Raw genomic sequence first — 22,879 nt, 5'->3', positions numbered from 1 at the left:
ATTAAATAACCTCAGCCCTACTGAATATAGAGCTAAGGCTGCCTAATAGGTGAACCTTTTTATTAATTGTCTACTTGACGGGGATAAGACCAAACCGAAGATCTTTTTTCAGTACCTATAAGGGTGATTATGTAAACAATTAAGGCTTTCATGCAGGACATATAATAAGCTAGCATGAATATGTGTATGTAAAAGTAAGATGAAAGTAGGTGGCTTTTACGTATGCTAGTAAGTAAAATCATTCATAAACTTATGATGAAAGAAATGACCATCAAAGAACTGGCTGAATTGTATGGCGTAAGTGATCGAACGATTCAACTGAAGATTAAAAAGTTAGGTTATGAATGGGATAGCAAGAAAAGTATTTATAACTATGTGGGAGAATCGCCCGAGCCATCTGATATTGATTTTAGTACATTGTTTGGAAAAAATAACGCTTCTATGGGTGAAATCAATAAAAGTAAAAGTGAAATTGCTAGCACTAGCGCAAGTGAAACAAAAAGCAAAGGCAAAGCTGAATCTGCTAGCGCTAGCAATGTTGAAATGGATTCAATCGATATGTTACTTGCAGGTAAGAAAACACACTCTAAAAGAGTATACAGAGGGTTTTATTTTGATGAAGATATATTAAACATCATTGATCGTGTTCCTAAAAACTATAAATCTGAATTGGTGAATGAATCATTAAGGAAAATATTCAAAGATAAAGGATTACTAGAATAAAAAGAGGTTGGGTACCTTTTAGATACCCAACCTCTTTTTTGCCGATAATTGACTTTATGTTAACTGGGTTTGTATAAAGAATTCAACTAGTGAAAGAGACAAATAAAAGGTCAATTTTTAAGTAAATCGACCTTTCTTATTCTACTTTTGAAACATTAAAACTATATGAGTTAGTAAGTTGGTTATGAATTACCAATTCATATTCAAGATCATGTTCTTCTGCTTTTTCTACTAATAAATTTATCTCAGAAGAATTAAAATAGCTTTGAGCAACCGTTAATGTTAAAGCCAAAACAATCATTAATAACATTATTAAAAGTGTTAAATGTACTCCTGGTATAGATAATTTAGAAAGCATAGTGATGTTTCCTCCTTATAATTTTAAAATAAGTTCAAATCCTTCTGTTCTTATATTATACTATTTAGGTATTAATTGGAATCGATTCATTTATTTGGTTAAAAGACATTCTAATCATTTAAACTTTCTTTTCAACTTTTTTGTTAAAAACAAAAATATAAAAGAACTAGGAGCATTTTTAATGAAAAATCAAAAAAAAATTTTTTTTATTGTATCTGCCTCTTTTTTAGGCTTATTTTTATTATCTATTTTAATTTATAATTTCCTAGTTAAAGAGAATATCGTTTATTCAAATGTAAAAATAGCAATTCTGGATAGTGGTATCACCGAAGATGAGTTAATTCATAAAAAATATAATACTTTTACAAATACTGAAGAAACAAACGATTTATTTAATCATGGAACAAAGATTTATAATATCATACGCAATGTAGCCCCTAAAAATCAGAAAGTCCAATATTATGATATTCAAGTATTAAATAACAAAGGCTTAGGTTCAATTGAAAATGTTTGCAACGGGATAGATAAAGCAATTGAATTTAACGTTGATATTATATCTATGAGTTTAGGTTTTAATAATGATAGTGAAATTTTACATAATTGTGTTAATAGAGCTATAGATGAAAATATAATTGTTGTTGCCGCTAGTGGAGACACTCTATCTACTGATACCGATTATCCTGCTAAATATGAAGAAATACTTTCAATTGCTGCAGCAGACAGCGATAATAATTTATTTTCTTTTTCTTCAACTGGAAAAATAGACTTCATTGCACCAGGTGTTGATATTAAGACTTTAGATAACAAAGGAAATAAAGTTAAAGAAAGTGGTTCTTCAATAGCAGCTGCTTACTTTGTAGGAGAATTAATGAGTCACTTTATGGATAGCGAATTAATGGAAAATGACTTAAAATTTGAAGTAATTGAAAATAATGGTAGGAAATTTAAGAGATTAATATATAATGAATAATGTCGGACAAAAAAATCTCGAAAGAGAAAGGGAGAAAACAATGAAAAATCTTAAATTCATTACAGCTCTATTAGTTTTTGCACTTATTTTTAGTAGTTTATTAACTCCAGTTACAAACGCTCAAGAAGCAGAAAGAAAAAACGAAGCTATTGCAAATTCTACATACTATTCAGTCAAAAAGCATGAAATTGTATTAAATGAACAAGAGGCTTTATCTGCAAATCCAAACATAACAAAAAAAGAAATTAATGAAGTGAATAAATTTTTAAAATCACTAACTGGTGAAGACATTGATCAGATCCTTGTAACAAACGGTTATTCTTTAGAAGATGTGAAAATTGATTCAGATTTAGCTCACGCAAATATTGTTTGGTTTGTACCAGTAATTATTATTGCGCTTCTAGCAACAGGTGCATTAATTTTTACAGCGATGTACTTCAATCATACAGAAAAACAGAATTTAATTAATAAGTGTTATGCTAATGGTGGTTATCCGGTAGTTGATAGCCGTGATAGTTCAGGAGTAAAGGGAACAACCAACAGTGGTGCAGCTAAAGCAGCAAATGGATACAAATTCGAATGTAAAAAGAAATAAAAATCAAAATAAGGCCTTTCTTCTTTTTAAAGAAGAAAGGCCTTATTTTGATTAAAAGAAAGAAAAAGGATCTTCAACCGAGAGTCCTTTTTTATTATCGATAACGTCTCATTATGTTAACTTACTTGAAAGTCATATATTCCTTCATAGATTTAATCTTCATAACTATTGCCAAGAAAACCATTTCTTTTAAGTAACAATACTCGGGGTAGCGTCAGGATTTTGAAAATTTACAACGTTAAGGTTACAAATGCTGTCATATCAAGGGATGTGAGGATTGTATCAATAGAGTCTAATCTATTGAGATTTAATCAATAATATGTAAAATAAGGGTTTTTAATGTCCCATATGACTTGTCTCAAAACTCTTATCGTTGTTAAGTTAGTCATTTTTCCTTCTCAGAATTGCTTAACGTTGTAAATCCGCATTTTCGGGACTGTACCCCATATAATAAAATTGGGTATTTCTGTTTCATTTATAGAGGATTATACTTAAGCTATCGTTGTAAGATAATTTAAGAACAAATAAGGATTGTAATTGGAACTTTAGATTGTAGAAGGGGTGTTAACTTGAAGATAATACTTCAAGCATTTATTGGCTCGGTAATCATTCATTTGGTTTATATAGTTTGCACGATGGTAGTCGGTTATGTAAAAACAAAATACTATAAGCCAGATATAGCAAGTAAATGGGATAAAGTAGACTATCTTCAAAATGAAGTAGCGTTTGGTATGGTTATTTCCCCGTTATTTTATGTGTTTTCTTGGTAGGAATAGCTGTTATTTGTGGAATTATAATATTTTTATACAAAAAGTTATTTATCTAAAGGGCGCTTTAATTTTAACAAGCAGCTGAAAGGATCTTCAATCGAGGATCCTTTTCCAATGCCTATAAGGGTGATTATATAAACTTTTCTTCATAAAATAAGAGGAGTTTTTTAATCTAGCTTATTAAGCTACCATGAAAATAAACTTCTCTAACTTCGAAAAAAGGCAATACCATAGAGACCCCTTAGCCATCGTTTAAAAAAATGGTAAGAGCTACAATTCATTGATCTTTGGAATGGGTTGACTGGATTAAGGTCAGTATCAGTATTGGTGCTTTCTAACTATTTTCATACTCTGTGGTGCAGCACTGATTTTGTGCTGCATGGATGGCTAACGGGGCAGTTGTGCGGCCGAGCATAGGTCGTATCATATAACGGGTGGGATTCCCGTCGAGCAAGAACTAGCCATTCACTCGTAGCGAGTCTTGGAGGGCTAAAGGTAACTTTAGTCTTTATGCGTAGACAGTTAGGTAATGGGCCGAAAGCCATATGGTTGAAGGGATTGAGCCCCATAATGTTAGTAAATCGAGAGGGCTGATGTTTTAACTGCGACAGAAAGCAACATTTCATTATTCGTAATGGCAAGAAGAATGGAACCTCTCTGGGGTCAGAGACCTTGGCACGTTACACATTGATATGATACGGCAACTCGGGAGACCCTATCGGTCTTTTCTTTTTTTTTAGAAGAGTATGGTGTACAAGCGATACAAAGTAAGGAAACCAAATGCTGATTAGGGAGTCGGATAGCAGCGTAGTACCAATGAAGTTGGGTAATACCGATGGAGGAAAGGCTAGCTACCAGTTATCACCTTTACTAGGGACACATTTACTACACACAATGATTGGGGCAATGTATCATTTTATTCAAAAGCAAGGTTTATAATTTTATTATCTAGGGGTCCATCCGCATACCCATCAAGCTGTTATTTCCTCTCTTTTTATCATGACTCGAATAATTTTAGGGATGTAACCAAACCTAATAAATAAACAAAGGAGGTGCTTATACTGTTAAACCAGCAACGTAAGAATGGCGAGAAACAAAGAGGGCAGTCCGGCAATCAACCGGGTTCAGGAACGAAGTACCATGAAGACCATGCAGGAAAGGTTACCGGTTACGGACAACCTGATCCAAACGCTAAAGAGGCTTACAAAAGTAGATCAGCTTTCATTATGATCAATTCACTCCCTTTTCATAATAAACCCCGAGGAAAGATAACCATCCTCGGGGTTTTATTGGCAATTAATTTACTCCATGTTATAATCTGCATTTGACTTTTTCGATAAGGCGTCCTTCTTCCAAAGTTTACCCGGCCAGAAAGCGAATCGACCGAGAACAGCGGTAATCGCAGGCACGAGAAGTGGACGAACGATAAATGTATCTAACAAAACACCAATTGCTGTAACAATGCCGAATTGAACAAGCACTTGAATAGGTAAAGTAGCCAAAACAGCAAATGTTCCTGCTAAGATTAGACCGGCCGAAGTAATCACACTTCCGGTTTGGATTACTCCGCCTGCAACAGCATCAAGATGAGTTTGAGTCCGTTTATTCTTCCATATTTCCGAAACCATAAAAATATTATAATCCTCACCTAATGCAACAAGGAAAACAAAGGCGTATAAAGGAATTGCCCCTTGAATAGCAGGGGCTCCCAGCCCAACATGAAGAATGAGCCAGCCTGCACCTAGTGCAGAAAAGAATGATAAAACCACAGTTAGAATCAAATAAATCATGGCAATGATAGAGCGTAAATATAACAGCAACAATAAAGAAATAATACAAATCATAACGGGGATAATAACAGATTCATCTCGTTCTGTGGTTATTTTTGTATCATATAATGAGGCTGTCTCACCGCCAATCCATACATGGTTTTTAAAATCATGGATGTCTGCTGTTGTTAACATCTTTTTCAATTGACTTCTTAGCTCGGGAATCCGATTCAACGCTTTAATGGAATAGGGATTCTCAGCCAAGGACACTTCGTACATTTGCAATTGTTGATTATATTTTCCTTCCATGGGCTCGGTCACTTCTGCTACGAAAGAAAGTTGTTCCAGTTCATTTTTTAGAGGGATGTCTTTTCCATTTGTATCAACAACAATTTGTATTGGTGCCAATTCACCTGGAGAAAAATGATCAGAGATTAAATCAAACCCCTCCCTTGAGGGCATATCTTTAGGAAAAGACTCCAATAAGTCATAGGTATATTGAATACGTGGAACAACGGCAGCCAATCCACCAAGTAGAATTAGCGTTGTAATTATCACTGTCCATGGCCGTCGTGTCACGAGACGGCCAAGCCCCTCACTAAAGATCCCTTGTGATTTTTTAAGTTTGATTGATTTCCGTTTCTTTATAGCCCGTTCTTCTAACATTTCTTTCGTTCTTGGAATAAAAGGAAAAAATGCCACTCTTCCAAAAATAGCAAGCAAAGCTGGAAGTAGTGTTAATGCTGCAATCCCCATCAGAAGAACGGCGAGACTAAATGGAACGGCAAACCTATGGAAAGAACCGAAATGAGCAAGCAATAATGTACCTAACCCTACCACGACAGTTAAAGCACTCATCGAAATAGCCCCTCCCGATTCTTTCATGGCAAGTTGTAAGGCTTTAAATCTATTTTCCTCGTGAAGCAAAAATTCCCGATATCTGGAGATGAGGAATAAACAATAATCCGTTCCGGCTCCGAACAATAGGACTGTCATAATGGAAACACCTTGGGCATCAGCTGTAATCCAGCCTTTATCAGCCAAAAAACCAAGAGTTGGACTGATGATTCCATAAGCAAATCCAACCACAATCAAGGGTAAAATGGCCAGAACAGGTGAGCGATAGAGAAGAATTAATAGGCTTAAAACTAGAAGTACTGTTGCAACTAATAATTTGATATCTGCTTGGCTGAATAAACTAACAGCATCCGTTTGAATACCAACGGGGCCGGATAAGCGAACATGTAAACCAGAATCAGATAGCTTTTGTTTAAATGGATCTTCGTTCGTCGTACTCTTCACTATTTTCTTTAGTTCATCCATATTGACTTGAAGAATTTCCGATCCAGCATTTTTGTCAAAGAATATCGGAGTGACTAGAGTGGTACCATCCTTTGAAGCGCTTTGCGCAAGTGCCTGCTCGGGAATCGTATCAAATGGTGGTAAAGTCGATTGTTTTATTAATGGTTTATTTTTTAGTTGTTTATAAACGCCTTGAATCGCTTGATAGTCCTGAGTATTTAGCTTGTTATCTTTGTGCCATACGATAAGAACGGGAATCCCGGCATCGTTTGGAAATTCCTTTTTGATAAGTCTTTCCGCTTGTTGTGACATCGATGAATCAGGAAGATCTTTTACCGTATCATCTTCGACTGAATTGATCGATGGCCAAGTAAAAGATAAAACGACGGTTAGAATGACCCAGATAACGAGTGTCGTCCAGCGAGTTTTTAAACCTCCAACGAATGTTCCCCATAAATACCAAGGGTGTTTTTTCATAAAAATCCACCTTTTCAATTAAATGATTTTTATTAATTATATATACTGGTCGGTTAATTATTCAAGAACAAATTGGATAATGTGTTATAATATTTTGATATTGATAAGATAGGGGAGAAAGATATGCAACAGGAACGTCGACCACTAGGAAGACCACGTCAAGATCATAAAGGGAAGCCTACAAAAAACATAATCTTAGACGTTGCTACTCGATTGTTTCTTGAACAAGGCTATCAGGTCGTTTCTATGGATGATGTTGCAAAAAAATGTGGAGTAACCAAAGCAACTGTGTATTACTATTATAAAACGAAAGCTGATCTCTTTACAGATGCGATGGTCCAAATGATGATTCGAATTAGGAAACGGATTTTTGATATACTTTCCGCGGACAAACCACTAAAAGAACGATTACTTGAATTTGCCAAAGCACATTTGCAAGCAACAGTAGGTATTGATATAAAAGGCTTTATGAAAGAAGCGAAAAATTCCCTTTCCAGTGAACAATTGCAACAAATGAAGGAAACAGAAGATAAAATGTATGAAGTTCTTGAGCAAGCATTAATAAATGCGATGGAAAAGGGAGAAATTCCTAAGAGTCACCCGCAATTAGGAGCCCATTCTTTTGTTGCTTTGCTAACAGTGGGAAATTATAAAGACGCTGATCAACATCCTATTTTTCCATCATTAGATGAAATGGCAAAACAGATTGTTGATTTTTATTGGAATGGTTTAGGGAATTAATGAAAATTTCGCTAAGTAAAGCCCTAATCTAGAAATTTCTACATCTTCAATATCCCCTCTAATACAGTACAGAGGGGATATTTTTTCATAAATATCTTAAATCGTATTGTTTTTCACATTATCTTGATGCTAGATTTTGCTGAATCAATTGATTTGTCTGCATATGAGTTTGCTGATAAGTCTGAAGGTGCTTTGTAATCTCCTGATTAATTATCGGAGATGATATATTATACCATTCTTGTTGAGGCATTAGTTGCTAGATTTGGTTCAGAAGGTTTAATGTATTTTGAACAAGTTGCCCAAACATCTGCAGTACTTCTGGAATTACTCTGGAGCCGTGACCTTGTCCTCCAATTTCACATATGATAGAGAGAAAATTATATTCCACTCCTATGGAATAATTTTAGGTACAAGTAAAAGGACACCGACAATTTTGTCAGTGTCCAATTTTTTAATCTATCTGTAAGCTTGAAGGAGGACACATTGAAAGGGTGACTGGATAATGACGGATATCTAGAATTCGAACATGATCCAATCGAGGAGGCAGAGAACATTTTCTTTATATACAGACAGAGAAGGATTTGTTCAATGCCAAACTCCAACACCGTTAGTAATTATTCTACTTCCAAAAAAGTAGGAAAAGGCTTAAAGGATTTTTAAATTTCTAAAATTTCAAGCTTCCTTAAATAAGGAAGCTTGAAATTAAAAATAATTTGTTAAAAAAATCTGTTGCCCAGCTCCAAAAAGAACTAAATGTGTCACCGACAACGGAGGATATTAGATCTTTAATTAAGTACCAAAGTAAACGTAATAAATCGAGAAGATACTTTAGGGCTATAGGAAAAAATCTTAGCATAATTAAGAGAATCAGTAAGAATAAAATTAGGCAACCGCATCCAGGTTGATCACTTTTAAAGGCGCCTATAATAACGATTAATAAAATGAACCCAATAATTAAATATAACATATTAGACTCCTACTCTAGTAAATTATTCCTAGAATATAATAACATTTTTGAAAATAAAGTAAACTTCTTTTGAATTGAAGGTTAAAAATATTTTTAAGATTAGGAAAAAGGACGGGAATCATGAAGCGGCTTGGTTTATAGGAATTATAGTCGATAACTTTACGAATTAAAGTACGCTTGAAAGGGAGATGGACATGATGTTATGAAACGTTACGGTCATACCGATTAATTCTAAAGGTTTAGCAATTGCTCTTCTGATAGAGGCGGTAGACATTAAGACGCAATTTAACAAGGCGAAGAATTTGGAGTGGTGGTAAAGGCTGTTCATAAAGATTGTGAAAAGTAGTAGATGTGCTTTTTCTTTGGCTATTTGAAACTGTGCAGGAATGATGAATATCATTTCGGATAACTAAATAAATTAATCCGATGATAGATATTCAGGATTGCATCTAGCTCTTGGCTAATTTTAATAGTTTCAGGATGATTAAGACCCTTTAATGTACCAATAGATATCATAAGAGTTCGTGATGTATTAATTTTTTGTTCTAAATCACATAGTATTAATTCTTTAATTTTCATAACAAAACTCCTAAAGATTGTAATCGAAGCCTAAAAAGGCATGGGATAAATATTATAGGATAATTTTTAATAAGTTTGTGAATTTCGACAAAGGATATCATAATGTGACAAAACTTTTTAGAGTAATTGATGATCGGACGTTTAGAATAGGGTTATTATTTTCAGTTTTCTAATCTCTTTATGGATTTATTTTTTACAAACATTACAAAGCGGTTTAAACGTATGGGCATTAATCGGTTCATTAGCTTTAACATTTCTATTCTACTTCTTTGAAAAAAGGAAAGAAGAACCTTTTATAGATGTTGTTTTCTTAAAGAAGAATCGTAACGTTTCATTAGTGTATCTTCAATATATTTTTGCGACAATAATCTTTTTTGCTATGTTACTTTCAATACCAAGTTATTTACAATCTGAATTAATGCTCAGCCCTAAGCTAACGGGTATCATTATGCTCTCACTATCGATATTTTCAATTATTAGTACACCACTTGCTACGCATTGGATAGAAAAGTCAGGGTATAAAATCCCTTTACTTATAGGAGTCATGATAGGAGTAGTTGGTGTTGTCCTTTTAATGACAATTAATCAAAGTTCTCCACTTTACTGGATTTTTATCGTGTTATCAATCATTGGATTTAGTAATGGTATTTTAAATATAGGTTTACAAACGCTACTCTATTCATTTGTTTCTACATCGAAAACCGGAACGGCTTCAGGGCTATTTTTAACATCAAGGTTCATAGGGAATATTCTTGCTTCCAGTGCATTTGGCATAATGTTTGCAACTGGAGTCAATGATACCAATCTTAATTGGATGACAGTCATTTTAATTGTTGTGTCCATTATTTTACTTTCAGGAATACTGTTCATATCAAAAGGAAAAAGTGTAAAAGGAAATCTAGAGCTTGATGAAACAGATGGGGTTATGTAAAAAATTTTCATAATTATAAAATAGTTAAAAAGTAAGGCATACTTTATTTGGTATATATGATTCTGTTATCAAGAAAGTCATTCTTTTTTGAAATGAATCTTATTATAAATCTAAAAAATACAACAAGAGTATAGGAGAATGATTAATATGGTAGAAAAAACATTTACAATAACAGACGATTCAGGAATTCATGCACGTCCAGCAACCCATTTAGTGCTAAAATAGTTGCTTTGGGTTCAGATGAAGATCAAGCAATGGCTTCAGTGACTGAAACAATCACGAAACAAGGGTTAGGCCAATGATTGCTCAAAGTTTAAAAGGAATCGGAGCTTCAGCAGGCATTGCCATTGCAAAAGCTTATCGATTAGAAGAACCTGAACTAATTGTAGAAAGACGTGTGATTGGCAATATCGAAGCAGAAGTTCAACGCTTGGATGCGACCCTAGGTGCAAATCCATCACAGGGTCTATGATATATGGTAGCTTATGTTTTAGGTTTTAGTATTCCTTTTCTTTTAATGGCACTTTTCATTACTAAATTTACTTGGTTAAAAAAATACAGTGGCACTCTAATGAGAATTGGCGGGGGAATTATGATAGTTATGGAATTATTCTGTATTTTGATAAATTTACACTTATCAATTCATTATTACATCCGATATTCGGAGATTTCCAGGGATTTTAATCTTTCGGGATATAGAAGTGTGTTAATTAAAGAGCGTTTTAGTGAAAGAAGTTGATTTTAAGGTTGAGTTCATATTCTAGTTATTACATTAACGGGCGGAATTGTTGAGCAAGATAAAAAGAGCAAACCTTAATTTTACTCTTTTTTTAGTTCTCGGTATATTGTAGCAGTCTAAACCCTGTTTCTTACTTTTTGGAGATTTTTGGTAATTCATATGGATGGGATGAATAATACAAATACGGAAAACAACGAGCATGGCCTGTTGGCGTATTCAATTATTTTAGTTACAAATAAGGGTGAACCAGAAGCAATCATTCACTCAGATCAAGGGGTTCACTATACACATTCAGAGTATCGAAAGAGAGCAAAAGATGTAACATCGTGGAAATTGTCTAGATAATCAACCAATGGAGTCGCTTTTTCGGGCATTTTAAAGATGAAGTAGATTACAAAGAAGCACGTAATTTTAACGAGTTAAAGCAAATGATTGATGAATATATGGAGTACTATAACACAAGAAGAAAGCAAAGGAACCTAAAAAGATGACTCCGGAGGCTTACCGAAGTCATCTAATAGCTGCATAGGGAGCAGTTCATATCAGCTTTACCTTTTTACTTGATTCCCTTTAAAATACCAAACAACTACAGGAATAAGTAACAATGATAAAACGGCTCCAGAAATTGATAGGATCGCATAACTAGAATGTGCAACAACCATTCCTGACAAGGCTCCACCTGCTGCTCCTGATAGTGCTAATAAAACATCGGATGTTCCTTGGGTTTTTGCACGTACAGATGGATGTGTTGAATCTATAATGAGAGCTGTTCCCGTTAGTAAACCAAAGTTCCAACCTACACCTAGTAATACTAGTGCTAGGATTAGCAATAATAATGAGTCTGCTGGCGCAAAAGCTGCCACCAATCCAGCTGCAAGGAGTGTAGTTCCTGAAGCAATAGCCATAGTAATACGTCCAAATTTATCTACTAATAAACCAGTCAATGGTGAAGGAAGATACATCGCTGCAATATGGAATCCTATAACTAATCCCACTTCACTCAAACCATGACCGTAATGTCCCATGTGAACTGGTGTCATTGTCATAATAGCTGTCATGATTAGTTGAGCTACAATCATAATTACAGATCCTACTATAATTCCTTTTTTGTTTATGTTAGGATTTTTTAGACTTCCTCCAGACTGTACTTTATCGTCTTTTTCCTCAGCATTTGCAATAGCTGTAGCTACCAACAACGGATCGGGACGAAGAAAAATTAAGAGAATTAATCCAGCAATGATAAAAGCTGCTCCTGACATGATAAACGGACCAGCTAAAGTTGGAACATTAATTGAATCTGCAAATTTTCCCATTGTATTAACTAAGTTAGGACCTGCTACAGCTCCTAAAGTAGTAGAAACTAAAGCCATACTTGCAGCAGTTGCTCGTTGTTTCTCATTTGCAAGGTCTGTCCCTGCATACCGAGCTTGAAGATTAGAAGCCATACCTGCTCCATAAATAAGAAGGGCAACAAATAAAAGGGCAATGCTGTTGATTAAAGCCGCAATTATAACACCTATAGCACCTAATCCACCTATGAGGAAACCACCTGCAAGTCCAGCTCTACGACCAAAACGTTGTGAGGATGCTCCTATAAGTAGGGCAGCTACGGCAGATCCAAAAGTAAAGAGGGCAACTGGAATTCCGGCTGCATTTTCCGATCCTATCATATCTTGTGCAAGAAGCGCCCCAACTGTTATCCCAGCACCGAGTCCTGCTCCCCCAAAAATTTGTGAAAGAATCAAGATTTTTAATGTTTTTTTATAAAGTTGGTTTTGTTTTTCTGGTAAATCAATATATTCTTGTAACCATAAAGGCTGCTGTGTTGATGTATTTTTACTTTCTCTAGCCAAGAACTCTACCTCCTAACGAAATATCTCTATGGCTTTTGGTGTTTATTTGTCATCCTTTGATCACTTTATTTGCGTTATTTCATATATTCGCATCTCATTATATTGATAATTAGAAGAAGCTCAAAATTAAATGATAGAAAATTATGAGCTTCTTCCGTACACTTATTTTTAATAATGAATACAACTATATATTTTTTTAGTATTCATATTAGATTTTATAAGATTCGCCATCTTCGGGTACTAAAATATTACTTGAGAATCCTTTTTCTTTACTAAAGTTCTTTAATTCTTCTCGAGATAGCGCCCAATGGTTAACAGCTTCCATATGAACAGCAATAATCTTAGCACTAGGAGCTGCCTTGTGAACTTCATAGATGTCTTCTTTCCCCATGATGAGCGAACCAAATTCTAAAGTTTGATTGTCTCCACCATTAACTACAATGATTTCTGGTTGATGTGTATGAATCTCGTCTTCGATAGCATCATACCAAACTGTATCACCAGCTACATATAAAACTTTTTCACTTGGGTGCTTGAATACTACTCCACAAACTTCACCCATTAAGTTTAATAACTCTTCGCCTCTACCATGTTCACCTTTTGTTTTAACTAATTGGATACCTTCAAAAACAGTGTCTTGTTGTAGTACTTCTACATTTTTGAAACCACTTGCTTTCACTTCTTTTGCATCTGCTTCATTTTGAACATACATTTTGATATCTTTTGGCAATACGTTTTTTGCCACATCATCAAAGTGATCTAGATGTACATGAGTAACGATTACTGCATTTACGCCATCCAGAATGTTATCAATAGAGGTTGGCAAACTCACCAAAGGATTAAACAGATTTTGTCTGATCGTATTTTGGAAAGCAGGGTACGTACCTTTTTCTGCTAACATAGGATCTATTAAAAACTTTTTATTTGCATATTCTACAACGATTGTTGCATTTCGAATTTGTGTAATATTCATATTTACAACTCACCTTCTTTGATTTGTCTTGTTTGACCTAATTAAGTGTATAATATGAGCAGCATTCAAATACATAGACAAAATAAAGTGTTTTAACTCTTTGGCTTTATTTTCGAAAGGAGTTAACGTTCAAATGGATCAAACAGATAAAAAAATTATAGAGGAATTATGTAGCAATAGCCGAATTACAATGAAAGAATTGGGAGAGAGAGTACACTTAACTGCGCCAGCAGCTGCAGCTAGAGTAGAGAAATTAGAAGACAATGGAGTTATTGAGGGATATAGCATTAGAGTAAATCAAGCAAAATTAGGGTGCTTTATGTATACCTTCATCAATATCTACATAGAAGGTACACACCACCTTCCATACCTCTCATTTATCCAAACAAAGGAGAGTTATATCATCAATAATTATAAAATCAGTGGAGATAGTTGTTACCTTTTGGAGTGCAGGTTTCCAAGTAATGATGCGTTAAATCAATTTTTATTAGAGTTAAACAAGTATGCAAACTATAAATTATCTATTGTTATTAATAAATAATACATTTATAAAAATAGAAAATTTGTTGATGAACGACTTTAACTATAAATGGGTTGAATTGGAAAACGGAGGTAGCTGTGGCACCTCTTTTTCTTATTCCAAGGTTAGTTTGTGAAGGATGTACTTCAACTAACAGGACTATAATAAGTGATTTTTTAGAACGAGGATAAATTCAAGTTATTCAATTAAAGGGCGCGATTATGGAGCAACACAGGTAGAAAATGATCAAAAAACTGATACTTAAATTTACTGGATAACAATCTATTTTGAACAATCCTTTTTAAAATGGATTCTTTTATTTATCATAAAATGTAGTTTATGAGGCAATTTTAATCAAACTTTTTTAAAAGCTACAGTTGAGAAAGCTTCCAAATCATTAAAATATGCAAGCTGTTTTTAATTAACAGTTAGTGTAAAATTAAGATATGAAATAAGATGACGTATAGAGGTGAAATTAGATGTTTGAACATATAAATAGGAAAAAGGCGAGCTTAGATGCCTTACGACCATTGCCAAAATATACGTTAAAGAGTTTACGTGAAAAGCTATTACTTGAATGGACCTATAATACCAATGCTATTGAGGGTAATACTTTAACAATGAATGAAACAAAGGTCGTGTTAGAAGGGATTACTGTCGGCGGCAAAACAATGCGAGAGCATTTGGAAGTCATCAATCATCGAGATGCGATTGCGTACGTTGAAGAAATTGTGCAAAAAGGAGAGCCATTAACAGAATGGCAAATAAAGAATCTCCATCGACTAGTTTTAAAAGGTATTGATGATGATTACGCAGGTGTGTATCGTGACCAACAAGTGTTTATTGCTGGGGCAAAGCATACACCTCCAGCCCCTTATTTAATCAAGGAACAAATGGAACAGTTGATGAAGTGGTATGACATCGAAGCGCAAAAGTTACATCCAGTGGAGCGAGGAGCTATGTTGCATGCAATATTCGTTGGCATCCATCCGTTCATTGATGGGAATGGGCGTACATCTCGACTTCTTTTAAATTTAGAATTGATGAAAGCAGGTTTTCCAGCAGTTGTTATTAAAGTAGAGAACCGATTAGCTTATTATGAAGCGCTAGATAAATCTCATACAACAAAGGATTATCATGATTTCATTCAGTTAATCGTAAAAGAAGTAGAAGATTCACTAAATCTATATTTAAGTGCTATTTCTTAAGAGTATGGGGGGAATTAGGTTATGAAGTACCCCTAAAAATAATATGTACGCTATAGAGTAGACGCAAAAAAAAGAGTCTGCCTTATATTAAGCCGTTCTCTTTTGGAGTACCCGCAGGTATATAAACATATATAAAAGTATCTATAATAGCAGAGGAACTGGCACATGAATCCGCTCTACTTTTTTATTGATTTATCAATATTTCCTTGGGTATTAAAGGTTAAATCGCATACCAATCAGCGACTGCCTAAAAAAATTAGGCAGCCGCTGATTGGTATGCGATTTTGCATGCTAAAAGACCTTCTCGTTAGGAGCACCTTATACCAGTGAGTTGGCGAAAACTAACTCCTGCACAAAAAAAGATTAGGGTTAACGGATAAAGTCTTCGAGCTTAGCGCTATTATCTACATGCAATAAAAAACAATAGCTCTCCGTTAGCTTAATTAAAATATTTCACAAACACGCTTGCCGATTTGAGTTGTTTTTATCATTTAGGCATTCTATTAATCATGTTCCAATAGGCTTTTGCTTCTTCCTCAAGCACCTTTAATCTTTTGTAGTAATCAGGAAACTCGTGAAGATGAGCTAGAGCAATTTTCCCCGTTATAATAGGTTCATCACCAGTTACATTTGTTTGGCTGGATATTTTTCCATGTTCAAGCTCGGTATTTACTCCCATCCAAAACTCATCTAAATCAAACTTACTTTTATTAAAATCAATACCTAAAAGTAAAGCTATCGCTGCTGCTTCCTCTTTAGAAAAGCTAGTTTTTACACTGTTAGAATTATTAGTTTGAATCCTATTTGGATACTTTGTTGGATGAGAATAGTGCATATCACAGTCAGAACGGTGTTCTGCATCCAAAGCATCTGCTTTAGTTACATGAACCGTGCCAAATGGGTGTTGTGGAGGTGCGTATATAGAATAAATTTTCATCGGGATATTACCTGTATTGGTTACATTATGCCATGTTCCAGCAGGTATCATAATGGCAGAATCATCATAAACATTTCGTACAAAGTTTAAATTATCTTTTCTCTTGCCCATTTGAACAATCCCTTGACCTTGTTCAATGCGTAAAAATTGGTCAACATTTGGGTGAATTTCTAAACCGATATCTTCCCCAGCTTTAAGACTCATCAATGTAACTTGGGAATTATTTCCTGTCCATAGTGCTGTACGGTAGTTATTGTTTTGTTTTGTAGCTTCATTAATATTGATTACAAATGGTTTCCGTCCATAATCTTTTAGTCCGACTTTATTACTTCCATTAGATGATTGAAAAAAATTCAATCGGTTAGCAACATCGTGAGTAGTCCAGTAATTGGGCTGTATTATATTATTATTTATTGGTTCATTAAAATAATAAGGATTGGGATATTGGTGGGAATATGAAAAAGGAGCATCGTACATTTTTTTCAACGCCTTCACAGATTTTTTAGATTATCCTATGCACTAAGTTAAGGAAATGTACTAATACTCAGGGTTACCCCATTAAAGGAATTGATTAGCCGTTAACATTTGTTAGGGCTTTTGTGTGGGCGTAGTTAATGAAGGACTTATTTCAATTGACCAACACTTCAATGAATGCCACCGAAAGCACCTACGCCATGAAATCCAGGTATTCCATGAACACCATGAAATCCACTTATACTTGGAACACCATGAAATACTCCTGGACTTATGAAGGGTGTATAACTCTTATAAGGATTATGACCATATCCACCATATACATAATGGGACGGATAACCACCATATCCCATTCCGAAGTTATAACTTCCAACGATTTGTCTTTCCATTTTATCTCTCCTCCTCAAATTGTTTCAAAATTAGTGTATGTGTCCATGTTCAATGAGGGGTAGGTATTTGCCTATTTGTAAAGGATGTAGGCTTGGTTGTCATTATATTTAAGGTATAATAGTTCATTACACGAATAAATACGTATATGACCACTTACCACCAGGAGTGAAAGATGAGTTACAACGTAATAACCCATCTATTTCTCCTTGAAGGAGAAAATGGCAACACTTGAATAAGCTTCTCTGCTAAATTCAACATATATTGCTCGTATAAAATGCTAAAAGCAGTGCGATTTCGAATGCGAAATCCACTGCTTTTATACTTATTTTTATATATGTTTTTTCTTATGCGGGTACGCCAAAAGGGAACGGCCTAGCCTTATAGGATACTTTTGGTATAAGGGATAGTGTTAAAGAACCCCTGGTTATCGTATTCTTATAGGCACATTGATAGGGAAAAATGTAGCATCCAACCAATATTTAATCTTTTATAATGATAATGTATTGATCGCTGCCCCAATAGTGAATAAAGCCGCGTACAGTGCAACAACTATTTATAAAACTAGATAGTATTATTTCAATTCCTTGATAAAAGACTGTAAATCTTCTTTCGCTCCCTTGGAGTATTGTTTGATTTTTTCCAAATCCCTACCCTGTTTCCCAGTTTCCGCAATTAAAGGGTAAAGGTTTTTCTCAATTCGTTCATACCAATCAGGGTACTGTTCCTCAACTTGTTTTTCAAACGAGTCCCAATTCGAAGCGATTTCCTTTCCTAGGTCTTGAATTTTAGCTGAATCTGCATCTGCGTTTACTTCTTGTTCCAGATTATTTACCGATTGAAGCACTGTATTGGCTCCATCTTGAAGAGCTGTTGTTGCATCAGTTTCCTCAGTGCTTTCTTCAGAGTCCTCATTTGCTGTTTCATTGTTAGCATCCGTGCTTGTTTCCGTACTATCTTCGATACTCGTTGCTGGACTGGATTCTTCCTGCTGTTCTTCTTTCGTACTCTCAGCCTCGTTGTTATTACAACCTGTCAAAAAAAGTGTGCCCAATGCAATTCCCGAAATGAACCAACGCAAGTTTTTCAATAATCTTCCTCCTTTGTGTAAGTATAGAGAATGGGTATATATGTGAAATGTTCTCTAAAAGGAGGTGAATCTCCTTTTTCATTTTTGTTACATTTTTGTTAGTAGAATATTACTAACTAGTATGGAGCTGCTGTGATCGTTAAGTAAAACGAAATAGTTTTTAATATCCACATTCTTGACTAAACATGTTTTGCGAAGTTTCATTCTGTTTGCTGATGTAGAGTGACAATAAAGTTATTTGGCTTTAAAACCTCAAACAAGCATAACCCCGTTCTAAATTTAATACGGGGTTTACAATAGTTGTTTAATTTTTGATGAAAGATACTTTAATGTACTTAAAAAAATAACAATAAAGTCGCTTAAATCTAATTGTTATTCCATTATCGCGCCCGATTATTGAACAAGAAAAACATATATATGGATTATCAAGGGTACAGACAGCAAATAGGAATTTACAACGTTAAGAGAATACAAATAGGCTCATAAAAATACTCCTTTTGAAAAATCCATATATGATAAACGATACCTTATGTAGTTTTCAAGCTTAAAGGGGTAGTACCAGCGAAGCTGTCACCACCCGCAATAAGGAAATGTCAAGATTACAATAATTTGTTTAGTTTAATACTTCCAACACGCACACCCCCGTCACAAAGGTGTATTCCCCAAGAAAATTAATGTGTATCAATGATATCGCGATAGATTAGAAAAGACAAAGAAAAAAGTCTACTGGAAAAGATATTCGGATGATTTGTCATTTATCATCTTTAATATTATTTTTAATAATGGAAAAAACAATAATTTTTTTTGCAAAAGATAAGATACAAGCTTCATCGTCTATAGATATAATTTTTTTGTCTTAGAAGATCCTAGTAGTTTTTTGTTTAAGTCTTTGTTATCAAACTTTTATTTTTCATTAATTAAACTGTAAATAAGCTATGATATTGTAGATACTTCAAGGAATTCCCTTTAGTAAAATCCGGAAATCATTTCTCGATGGAAAGCTGGCTTTTTAATTTAAACCGTATTTTAGGATTAAGAGATTTAACAAATAGTTTTTTTAGAGGTGAGAAGCTTTATGAAACGTGATCCTTATTTTGATAATGCGAAAGCTGTTTTAATCGTATTAGTAGTTTTAGGACACACACTAGCTAGAATGGTAGCAGAAAACGAATGGATTTTAACTATTTATTTGTTTGTTTTTTCATTCCATATGCCAGCTTTTATTTTAGTATCCGGTTATTTTTCAAAAAAGATAAAAAATAAAAATGACATCTGGGTGCTAATAAAGAAAATATTAATTCCCTATATAATATTCCAGGTGATTTATACCTTCTATTATCAGAAGTTATTTGATGAACAAATTGAATTCACAATTTTAACTCCAAGATGGGCCTTATGGTTCTTAATAAGCTTATTCTGTTGGAATATATTATTGCTTATATTTTCCTCTAGGAAATATGGAATCATTTTTTCAATAATTGTATCTCTAATAATTGGTTACGTTGGTGAAGTGAATGAATGGTTAAGTTTATCGAGAACATTCTTTTTCTTTCCTTTCTTTTTAGTTGGTCATTTTTTAGAGGAAAAGCATTTTGAATGGGTTAAAAAGAAAAAGAATGCTTTAATAGGCTGGGGTGTACTAGGATTAATCTTTACCAGTATTTATTTCTATGGTGAAACTTCTTGGAGGGAGTGGTTCTATGGTCGTGTAGGTTATAAGGAATTAATGGAAGGTTCCGTTGCATTCGGTTTTATATATAAGTTATTCCTTTATTTATTTATGGGAGTAGCAACTTATTGTTTTTTATGTATTGTTCCTAGAAAGCATACCTTTTTTACTGAAATAGGATCCATTACATTAGTTATATATCTTTTTCATATGTTTGTTCTAAAATATGTTTATAACTCATTTATTTATGAATGGATCAAAGAAAGTGGCCAATATTATGTTTTATTAGTCATACCTGTACTTATTATTTTTATATTATCAAGAAAACCGATTGTAAAAGTGGAATGTTTGTTAATAGGAATAAAAATGAAAGCATAAACAGTATTTTCTCTTAACGTAGGTTGTTCAAAAAGTCCGGTAAAAATAGCTGTCGAATTGCATCCTCTCTGGTCCTCACGTAATACTGTATACGCGCAGGTCTAGAGATTATCGCACCTCGAACTTCTCGGCTCTTTTTATCCTTCTTTTTGAACACACACTAAAAAGGAATTGAGTAGTCCAATAGCAAAAGGTTTAAATTTTTATAAGTGACATAACTTAATAGAATTGACATTGTTTTGGTGGTTTAGTAATAACAGCGTATCGAAAGGTGTCATAAATAAGTGCAAAAAAGGGGGGCATATATAATAAATTAGGGATACGCTAAGGTATAATTGGAGCATTACTAGTTTAAATGAGGTGGGGTTGAAAGGCACTTTCCATATCCAATTAATACACTACACACAAACAAAGCATTGATGCACTTTTATCTTTGTACATATGTTTACAAAGTAAAATAGTGAAGAATGCTAAAAATGAGCTTTCTGTCATTTTAGTACATGCACTTCGGCATTAAATGGCCCGATAACCACGGTCTGTACGGCTAGCGCATGCATTCCATTCCTGTTCCATTTACGATTCCCGCCAGCCGAAGACCAGAAAACAGAAAGATAAAGACCAAAGGAATGCAGCCATCTGGCTGCTTTTTATTTTACTTATCCCTTTTGACTTCCAAATCGTAAAAACTTATATTGTGTTTTTATAGGATAAAAGACTAATAGTGAAAAAGAACGATTTCTCTTACTTATATCGAAAATTCGACACAAACTGATAATTATATGTTATTAATAAAGGATAAAAATAATTTAAAACTCGAAAGGAGGTGAAATTGATGCACCTTCGGCAGTTCGTTTTAAGTGGCTTAATAGTAGGCGCAGCGTTGTTTTTTCCAATGAATGCGTTTGCCAATAAAGCAGATCTTGCTCAAAAACAGCCTGTCACAAATGAAAAAGCAACAGAAAAAGTTACTAATGTACAACAGCAAGTCAATAGGAATGAAAACCCAGCATCTAATAATCAGGGGAAAGTTGTGAAAAAATCTTCTGAGAAAAAGACGCCTGCTGTTACACATTCCTCTGAAGCTGGTTCAGCTAAACCTGCTCAAATGGTAAAACTATTGCCAGAACAAGCAAGCACTCTTGCAAAAACAGCTAGACAAGCTGTTGAAAAAAATGTTAAGCAGGTCAGCAAGGTTACTTTAACTGAAAGGGCAGCGACTAAACTGGGGGCAAAGAAAGGACTAATCAAGAGGGCGGATCAATCCGTTACTAACAAAAATCAAGTTAAGCAGGATGTTGCTAAAATGGATGTAGAGAAAAAACCTGTTGTAACTGAAAAACCTGTTGTAACTGAAAAACCTTCTGAAAAGCTCTTACATAGCGTTGAACCCGAAGAACAAGCAAAACATCAAGCTTCAAAAGCTGTTAAGCCAGTTAATGAAAGTAAACATAAGCCTGCACCAAACAATCCCAAAAAGGTAGCTATTGTCGGTGGATTGGATTCGCACGAGGAAAAGAATACGTCTAGCCCTTATAAAAGCATTCCACTTGAAAAACAGGCAATCACTCCAACACAGGCCAACTATAATTCTGGTGGAGCCTCCAATGATCGGTTAAAGTGGGGGAATAGTTCAGTGAGCTATACAGATAAATGGTTGGATTGGGAGCATTACTGGACACGGGAAGTCAGTCAGTCATATATGTCCCGGATCAAAGAATTTAGCAATCAATGGACGAATGCGCCTCCATTACAGCCACCGAAGTTTTTCCTTTTTTCTTAACATACTAAATCTAAAAATATGATAAGTAAAAGAAAAAAGGAGCGAATAACAAATGAAAAGACATATTACAGGAAATACAGTTGTTAAATCTATCGTATTAGCAGGAGTACTATCAATTGGCGTTTTAGCCGGAGGACAAGTGAGTGACGCGGCAAATAATGGAAAAAAATCAGACCACGCACAAGCAGTTTCGGTTAAAGCTCAAGCAAGTTTACATGCATCCCAAACGGCTAAGTCCCACGCTGCCTCTAATTCTGCCGTATTAGCAAAAGCAGTGGTTAAAGAAGTCAAGGTGAAGGCAGATAAAAAGCAAGTGGAAGCAGTAGAACCTACAGTAGTGAAAACTCAGGCCGAAGCAACAGAAGTGATAGAAATAAAGGAAACTAAAGAAAATAAATCAGCACTTAATAAGGCTAACTCTCAAGCTAGTGAACATGCAAGTGAGACAGCGAAAGAACATGCATCAGTTAACTCTGCTGTTCTAGCAACTGATACGCAGGAAGAAATAGAAGAAGCTGCGGAAGAAACTACTGAAGCAGTAACTGAAGAAACTACTGAAGCAGTAACTGAAGGAACAGAAGAAGCTGCGGAAGAAACTACTGAAGCAGTAACTGAAGGAACAGAAGAAGCTGCGGAAGAAACTACTGAAGCAGTAACTGAAGGAACAGAAGAAGCTGCGGAAGAAACTA

General features: G+C 34.6%; 18 protein-coding genes and 5 pseudogenes. 14 read left to right on the top strand and 9 right to left on the bottom strand.

What is annotated here, in order from left to right; all coding sequences use genetic code 11:
* Positions 1-222: 222 nt before the first annotated feature.
* A complete protein-coding gene (locus HNP81_RS20105) occupies positions 223-723 on the top strand; it encodes an HTH domain-containing protein (protein WP_182503813.1) in 501 nt (166 codons plus the stop codon).
* Between the two features lie 136 nt (positions 724-859).
* On the opposite strand, the gene HNP81_RS20100 is transcribed toward HNP81_RS20105, so the two are convergent.
* Positions 860-1,081: a hypothetical protein gene (locus tag HNP81_RS20100; protein ID WP_182503812.1), complete on the bottom strand. Its 222-nt coding sequence runs from the start codon at positions 1,079-1,081 to the stop codon at positions 860-862.
* 181 nt (positions 1,082-1,262) lie between these two features.
* On the opposite strand from HNP81_RS20100, the gene HNP81_RS20095 reads away from it, so the two are divergent.
* The 3 genes from HNP81_RS20095 to HNP81_RS20085 all read left to right on the top strand — a co-directional run bounded on the left by HNP81_RS20095 (position 1,263) and on the right by HNP81_RS20085 (position 3,416).
* Positions 1,263-2,051, top strand: a complete 789-nt coding sequence (locus HNP81_RS20095) for a S8 family serine peptidase (protein ID WP_182503811.1) — start codon at positions 1,263-1,265, stop codon at positions 2,049-2,051.
* Entirely contained in the window at positions 2,044-2,646 is a 603-nt protein-coding gene (locus tag HNP81_RS20090) for a chromosome partitioning protein ParB (RefSeq protein ID WP_182503810.1), read from the top strand. The genes HNP81_RS20095 and HNP81_RS20090 overlap by 8 nt, the downstream gene beginning before the upstream one ends.
* 569 nt (positions 2,647-3,215) lie before the next feature.
* Positions 3,216-3,416 (top strand): hypothetical protein, encoded by a 201-nt coding sequence (locus HNP81_RS20085; protein ID WP_246399496.1) that lies wholly within the window; start codon positions 3,216-3,218, stop codon positions 3,414-3,416.
* Positions 3,417-4,717: 1,301 nt separating this feature from the next.
* Here HNP81_RS20085 and HNP81_RS20080 read toward each other — a convergent pair.
* Positions 4,718-6,964: an MMPL family transporter gene (locus HNP81_RS20080; RefSeq protein ID WP_182503809.1), complete on the bottom strand. Its 2,247-nt coding sequence runs from the start codon at positions 6,962-6,964 to the stop codon at positions 4,718-4,720.
* A gap of 123 nt (positions 6,965-7,087) precedes the next feature.
* Here HNP81_RS20080 and HNP81_RS20075 point away from each other — a divergent pair, with 123 nt between their 5' ends.
* Positions 7,088-7,705: a TetR/AcrR family transcriptional regulator gene (locus HNP81_RS20075; protein ID WP_182503808.1), complete on the top strand. Its 618-nt coding sequence runs from the start codon at positions 7,088-7,090 to the stop codon at positions 7,703-7,705.
* 1,363 nt (positions 7,706-9,068) lie between these two features.
* On the opposite strand, the gene HNP81_RS20070 is transcribed toward HNP81_RS20075, so the two are convergent.
* A complete protein-coding gene (locus tag HNP81_RS20070) occupies positions 9,069-9,251 on the bottom strand; it encodes an aspartyl-phosphate phosphatase Spo0E family protein (RefSeq protein WP_182503807.1) in 183 nt (60 codons plus the stop codon).
* A gap of 154 nt (positions 9,252-9,405) precedes the next feature.
* Here HNP81_RS20070 and HNP81_RS20065 point away from each other — a divergent pair, with 154 nt between their 5' ends.
* From HNP81_RS20065 to HNP81_RS24100, 4 genes and pseudogenes are all read left to right on the top strand, one after another.
* Entirely contained in the window at positions 9,406-10,182 is a 777-nt protein-coding gene (locus tag HNP81_RS20065) for an MFS transporter (protein ID WP_182503817.1), read from the top strand.
* A 147-nt stretch (positions 10,183-10,329) separates the two neighbouring features.
* Positions 10,330-10,484, top strand: a pseudogene (locus tag HNP81_RS20060) (HPr family phosphocarrier protein).
* Positions 10,481-10,627: pseudogene (locus HNP81_RS20055) on the top strand (phosphoenolpyruvate-utilizing N-terminal domain-containing protein); the annotation flags it as partial. The pseudogenes HNP81_RS20060 and HNP81_RS20055, both read left to right, overlap by 4 nt.
* 540 nt (positions 10,628-11,167) lie before the next feature.
* A pseudogene (locus HNP81_RS24100) lies at positions 11,168-11,450 on the top strand (IS3 family transposase); the annotation flags it as partial.
* Between the two features lie 19 nt (positions 11,451-11,469).
* Here HNP81_RS24100 and HNP81_RS20035 read toward each other — a convergent pair.
* Positions 11,470-12,774 carry an MFS transporter gene (locus HNP81_RS20035; RefSeq protein ID WP_182503804.1) on the bottom strand — a complete coding sequence of 435 codons (1,305 nt, stop codon included), beginning with the start codon at positions 12,772-12,774 and terminating at the stop codon, positions 11,470-11,472.
* 208 nt (positions 12,775-12,982) lie between these two features.
* A complete protein-coding gene (locus tag HNP81_RS20030; protein WP_182503803.1) occupies positions 12,983-13,747 on the bottom strand; it encodes an MBL fold metallo-hydrolase in 765 nt (254 codons plus the stop codon).
* A 133-nt stretch (positions 13,748-13,880) separates the two neighbouring features.
* Between HNP81_RS20030 and HNP81_RS20025 the strand changes: the two genes are divergently transcribed.
* Together HNP81_RS20025 and HNP81_RS20020 are read left to right on the top strand one after the other, a co-directional pair.
* Positions 13,881-14,288, top strand: coding sequence for an Lrp/AsnC family transcriptional regulator (locus tag HNP81_RS20025; protein WP_182503802.1), 408 nt, complete (start codon positions 13,881-13,883; stop codon positions 14,286-14,288).
* Positions 14,289-14,746: 458 nt separating this feature from the next.
* Complete coding sequence (locus HNP81_RS20020; protein ID WP_182503801.1) at positions 14,747-15,475, top strand: Fic family protein; 729 nt, start codon at positions 14,747-14,749, stop codon at positions 15,473-15,475.
* A 487-nt stretch (positions 15,476-15,962) separates the two neighbouring features.
* Here the strand turns inward: HNP81_RS20020 and HNP81_RS24095 are convergent, their stop codons facing one another.
* From HNP81_RS24095 to HNP81_RS20005, 4 genes and pseudogenes are all read right to left on the bottom strand, one after another.
* Entirely contained in the window at positions 15,963-16,310 is a 348-nt protein-coding gene (locus HNP81_RS24095) for a DUF5661 family protein (RefSeq protein WP_246399499.1), read from the bottom strand.
* A gap of 18 nt (positions 16,311-16,328) precedes the next feature.
* Positions 16,329-16,889: pseudogene (locus HNP81_RS24090) on the bottom strand (cupin domain-containing protein); the annotation flags it as partial.
* A gap of 167 nt (positions 16,890-17,056) precedes the next feature.
* Positions 17,057-17,275 (bottom strand): hypothetical protein, encoded by a 219-nt coding sequence (locus tag HNP81_RS20010; protein ID WP_182503800.1) that lies wholly within the window; start codon positions 17,273-17,275, stop codon positions 17,057-17,059.
* 572 nt (positions 17,276-17,847) lie between these two features.
* Complete coding sequence (locus HNP81_RS20005) at positions 17,848-18,363, bottom strand: hypothetical protein (RefSeq protein ID WP_182503799.1); 516 nt, start codon at positions 18,361-18,363, stop codon at positions 17,848-17,850.
* 1,075 nt (positions 18,364-19,438) lie between these two features.
* Here HNP81_RS20005 and HNP81_RS20000 point away from each other — a divergent pair.
* From HNP81_RS20000 to HNP81_RS19990, 3 genes and pseudogenes are all read left to right on the top strand, one after another.
* Positions 19,439-20,410 (top strand): acyltransferase family protein, encoded by a 972-nt coding sequence (locus HNP81_RS20000; protein WP_182503798.1) that lies wholly within the window; start codon positions 19,439-19,441, stop codon positions 20,408-20,410.
* 832 nt (positions 20,411-21,242) lie between these two features.
* Positions 21,243-22,190, top strand: a complete 948-nt coding sequence (locus HNP81_RS19995; RefSeq protein ID WP_182503797.1) for a hypothetical protein — start codon at positions 21,243-21,245, stop codon at positions 22,188-22,190.
* Positions 22,191-22,242: 52 nt separating this feature from the next.
* Positions 22,243-22,879, top strand: a pseudogene (locus HNP81_RS19990) (hypothetical protein); the annotation flags it as partial.

Origin of the sequence: Peribacillus huizhouensis (genome assembly GCF_014138605.1) — a bacterium.
Taxonomy (GTDB): domain Bacteria; phylum Bacillota; class Bacilli; order Bacillales; family DSM-1321; genus Peribacillus; species Peribacillus huizhouensis.
Note: the sequence above shows the minus strand (reverse complement) of the source record. Positions and strands in the feature narration are given on the sequence as shown.

Coding starts and splice junctions, on each gene's coding strand:
- HNP81_RS20105 (WP_182503813.1), top strand. CDS start 223: ATGCTAGTAAGTAAAATCATTCATAAACTTATGATGAAAGAAATGACC.
- HNP81_RS20100 (WP_182503812.1), bottom strand. CDS start 1,081: ATGCTTTCTAAATTATCTATACCAGGAGTACATTTAACACTTTTAATA.
- HNP81_RS20095 (WP_182503811.1), top strand. CDS start 1,263: ATGAAAAATCAAAAAAAAATTTTTTTTATTGTATCTGCCTCTTTTTTA.
- HNP81_RS20090 (WP_182503810.1), top strand. CDS start 2,044: ATGAATAATGTCGGACAAAAAAATCTCGAAAGAGAAAGGGAGAAAACA.
- HNP81_RS20080 (WP_182503809.1), bottom strand. CDS start 6,964: ATGAAAAAACACCCTTGGTATTTATGGGGAACATTCGTTGGAGGTTTA.
- HNP81_RS20075 (WP_182503808.1), top strand. CDS start 7,088: ATGCAACAGGAACGTCGACCACTAGGAAGACCACGTCAAGATCATAAA.
- HNP81_RS20070 (WP_182503807.1), bottom strand. CDS start 9,251: ATGAAAATTAAAGAATTAATACTATGTGATTTAGAACAAAAAATTAAT.
- HNP81_RS20030 (WP_182503803.1), bottom strand. CDS start 13,747: ATGAATATTACACAAATTCGAAATGCAACAATCGTTGTAGAATATGCA.
- HNP81_RS20025 (WP_182503802.1), top strand. CDS start 13,881: ATGGATCAAACAGATAAAAAAATTATAGAGGAATTATGTAGCAATAGC.
- HNP81_RS20020 (WP_182503801.1), top strand. CDS start 14,747: ATGTTTGAACATATAAATAGGAAAAAGGCGAGCTTAGATGCCTTACGA.
- HNP81_RS24095 (WP_246399499.1), bottom strand. CDS start 16,310: ATGCACTATTCTCATCCAACAAAGTATCCAAATAGGATTCAAACTAAT.
- HNP81_RS20010 (WP_182503800.1), bottom strand. CDS start 17,275: ATGGAAAGACAAATCGTTGGAAGTTATAACTTCGGAATGGGATATGGT.
- HNP81_RS20000 (WP_182503798.1), top strand. CDS start 19,439: ATGAAACGTGATCCTTATTTTGATAATGCGAAAGCTGTTTTAATCGTA.
- HNP81_RS19995 (WP_182503797.1), top strand. CDS start 21,243: ATGCACCTTCGGCAGTTCGTTTTAAGTGGCTTAATAGTAGGCGCAGCG.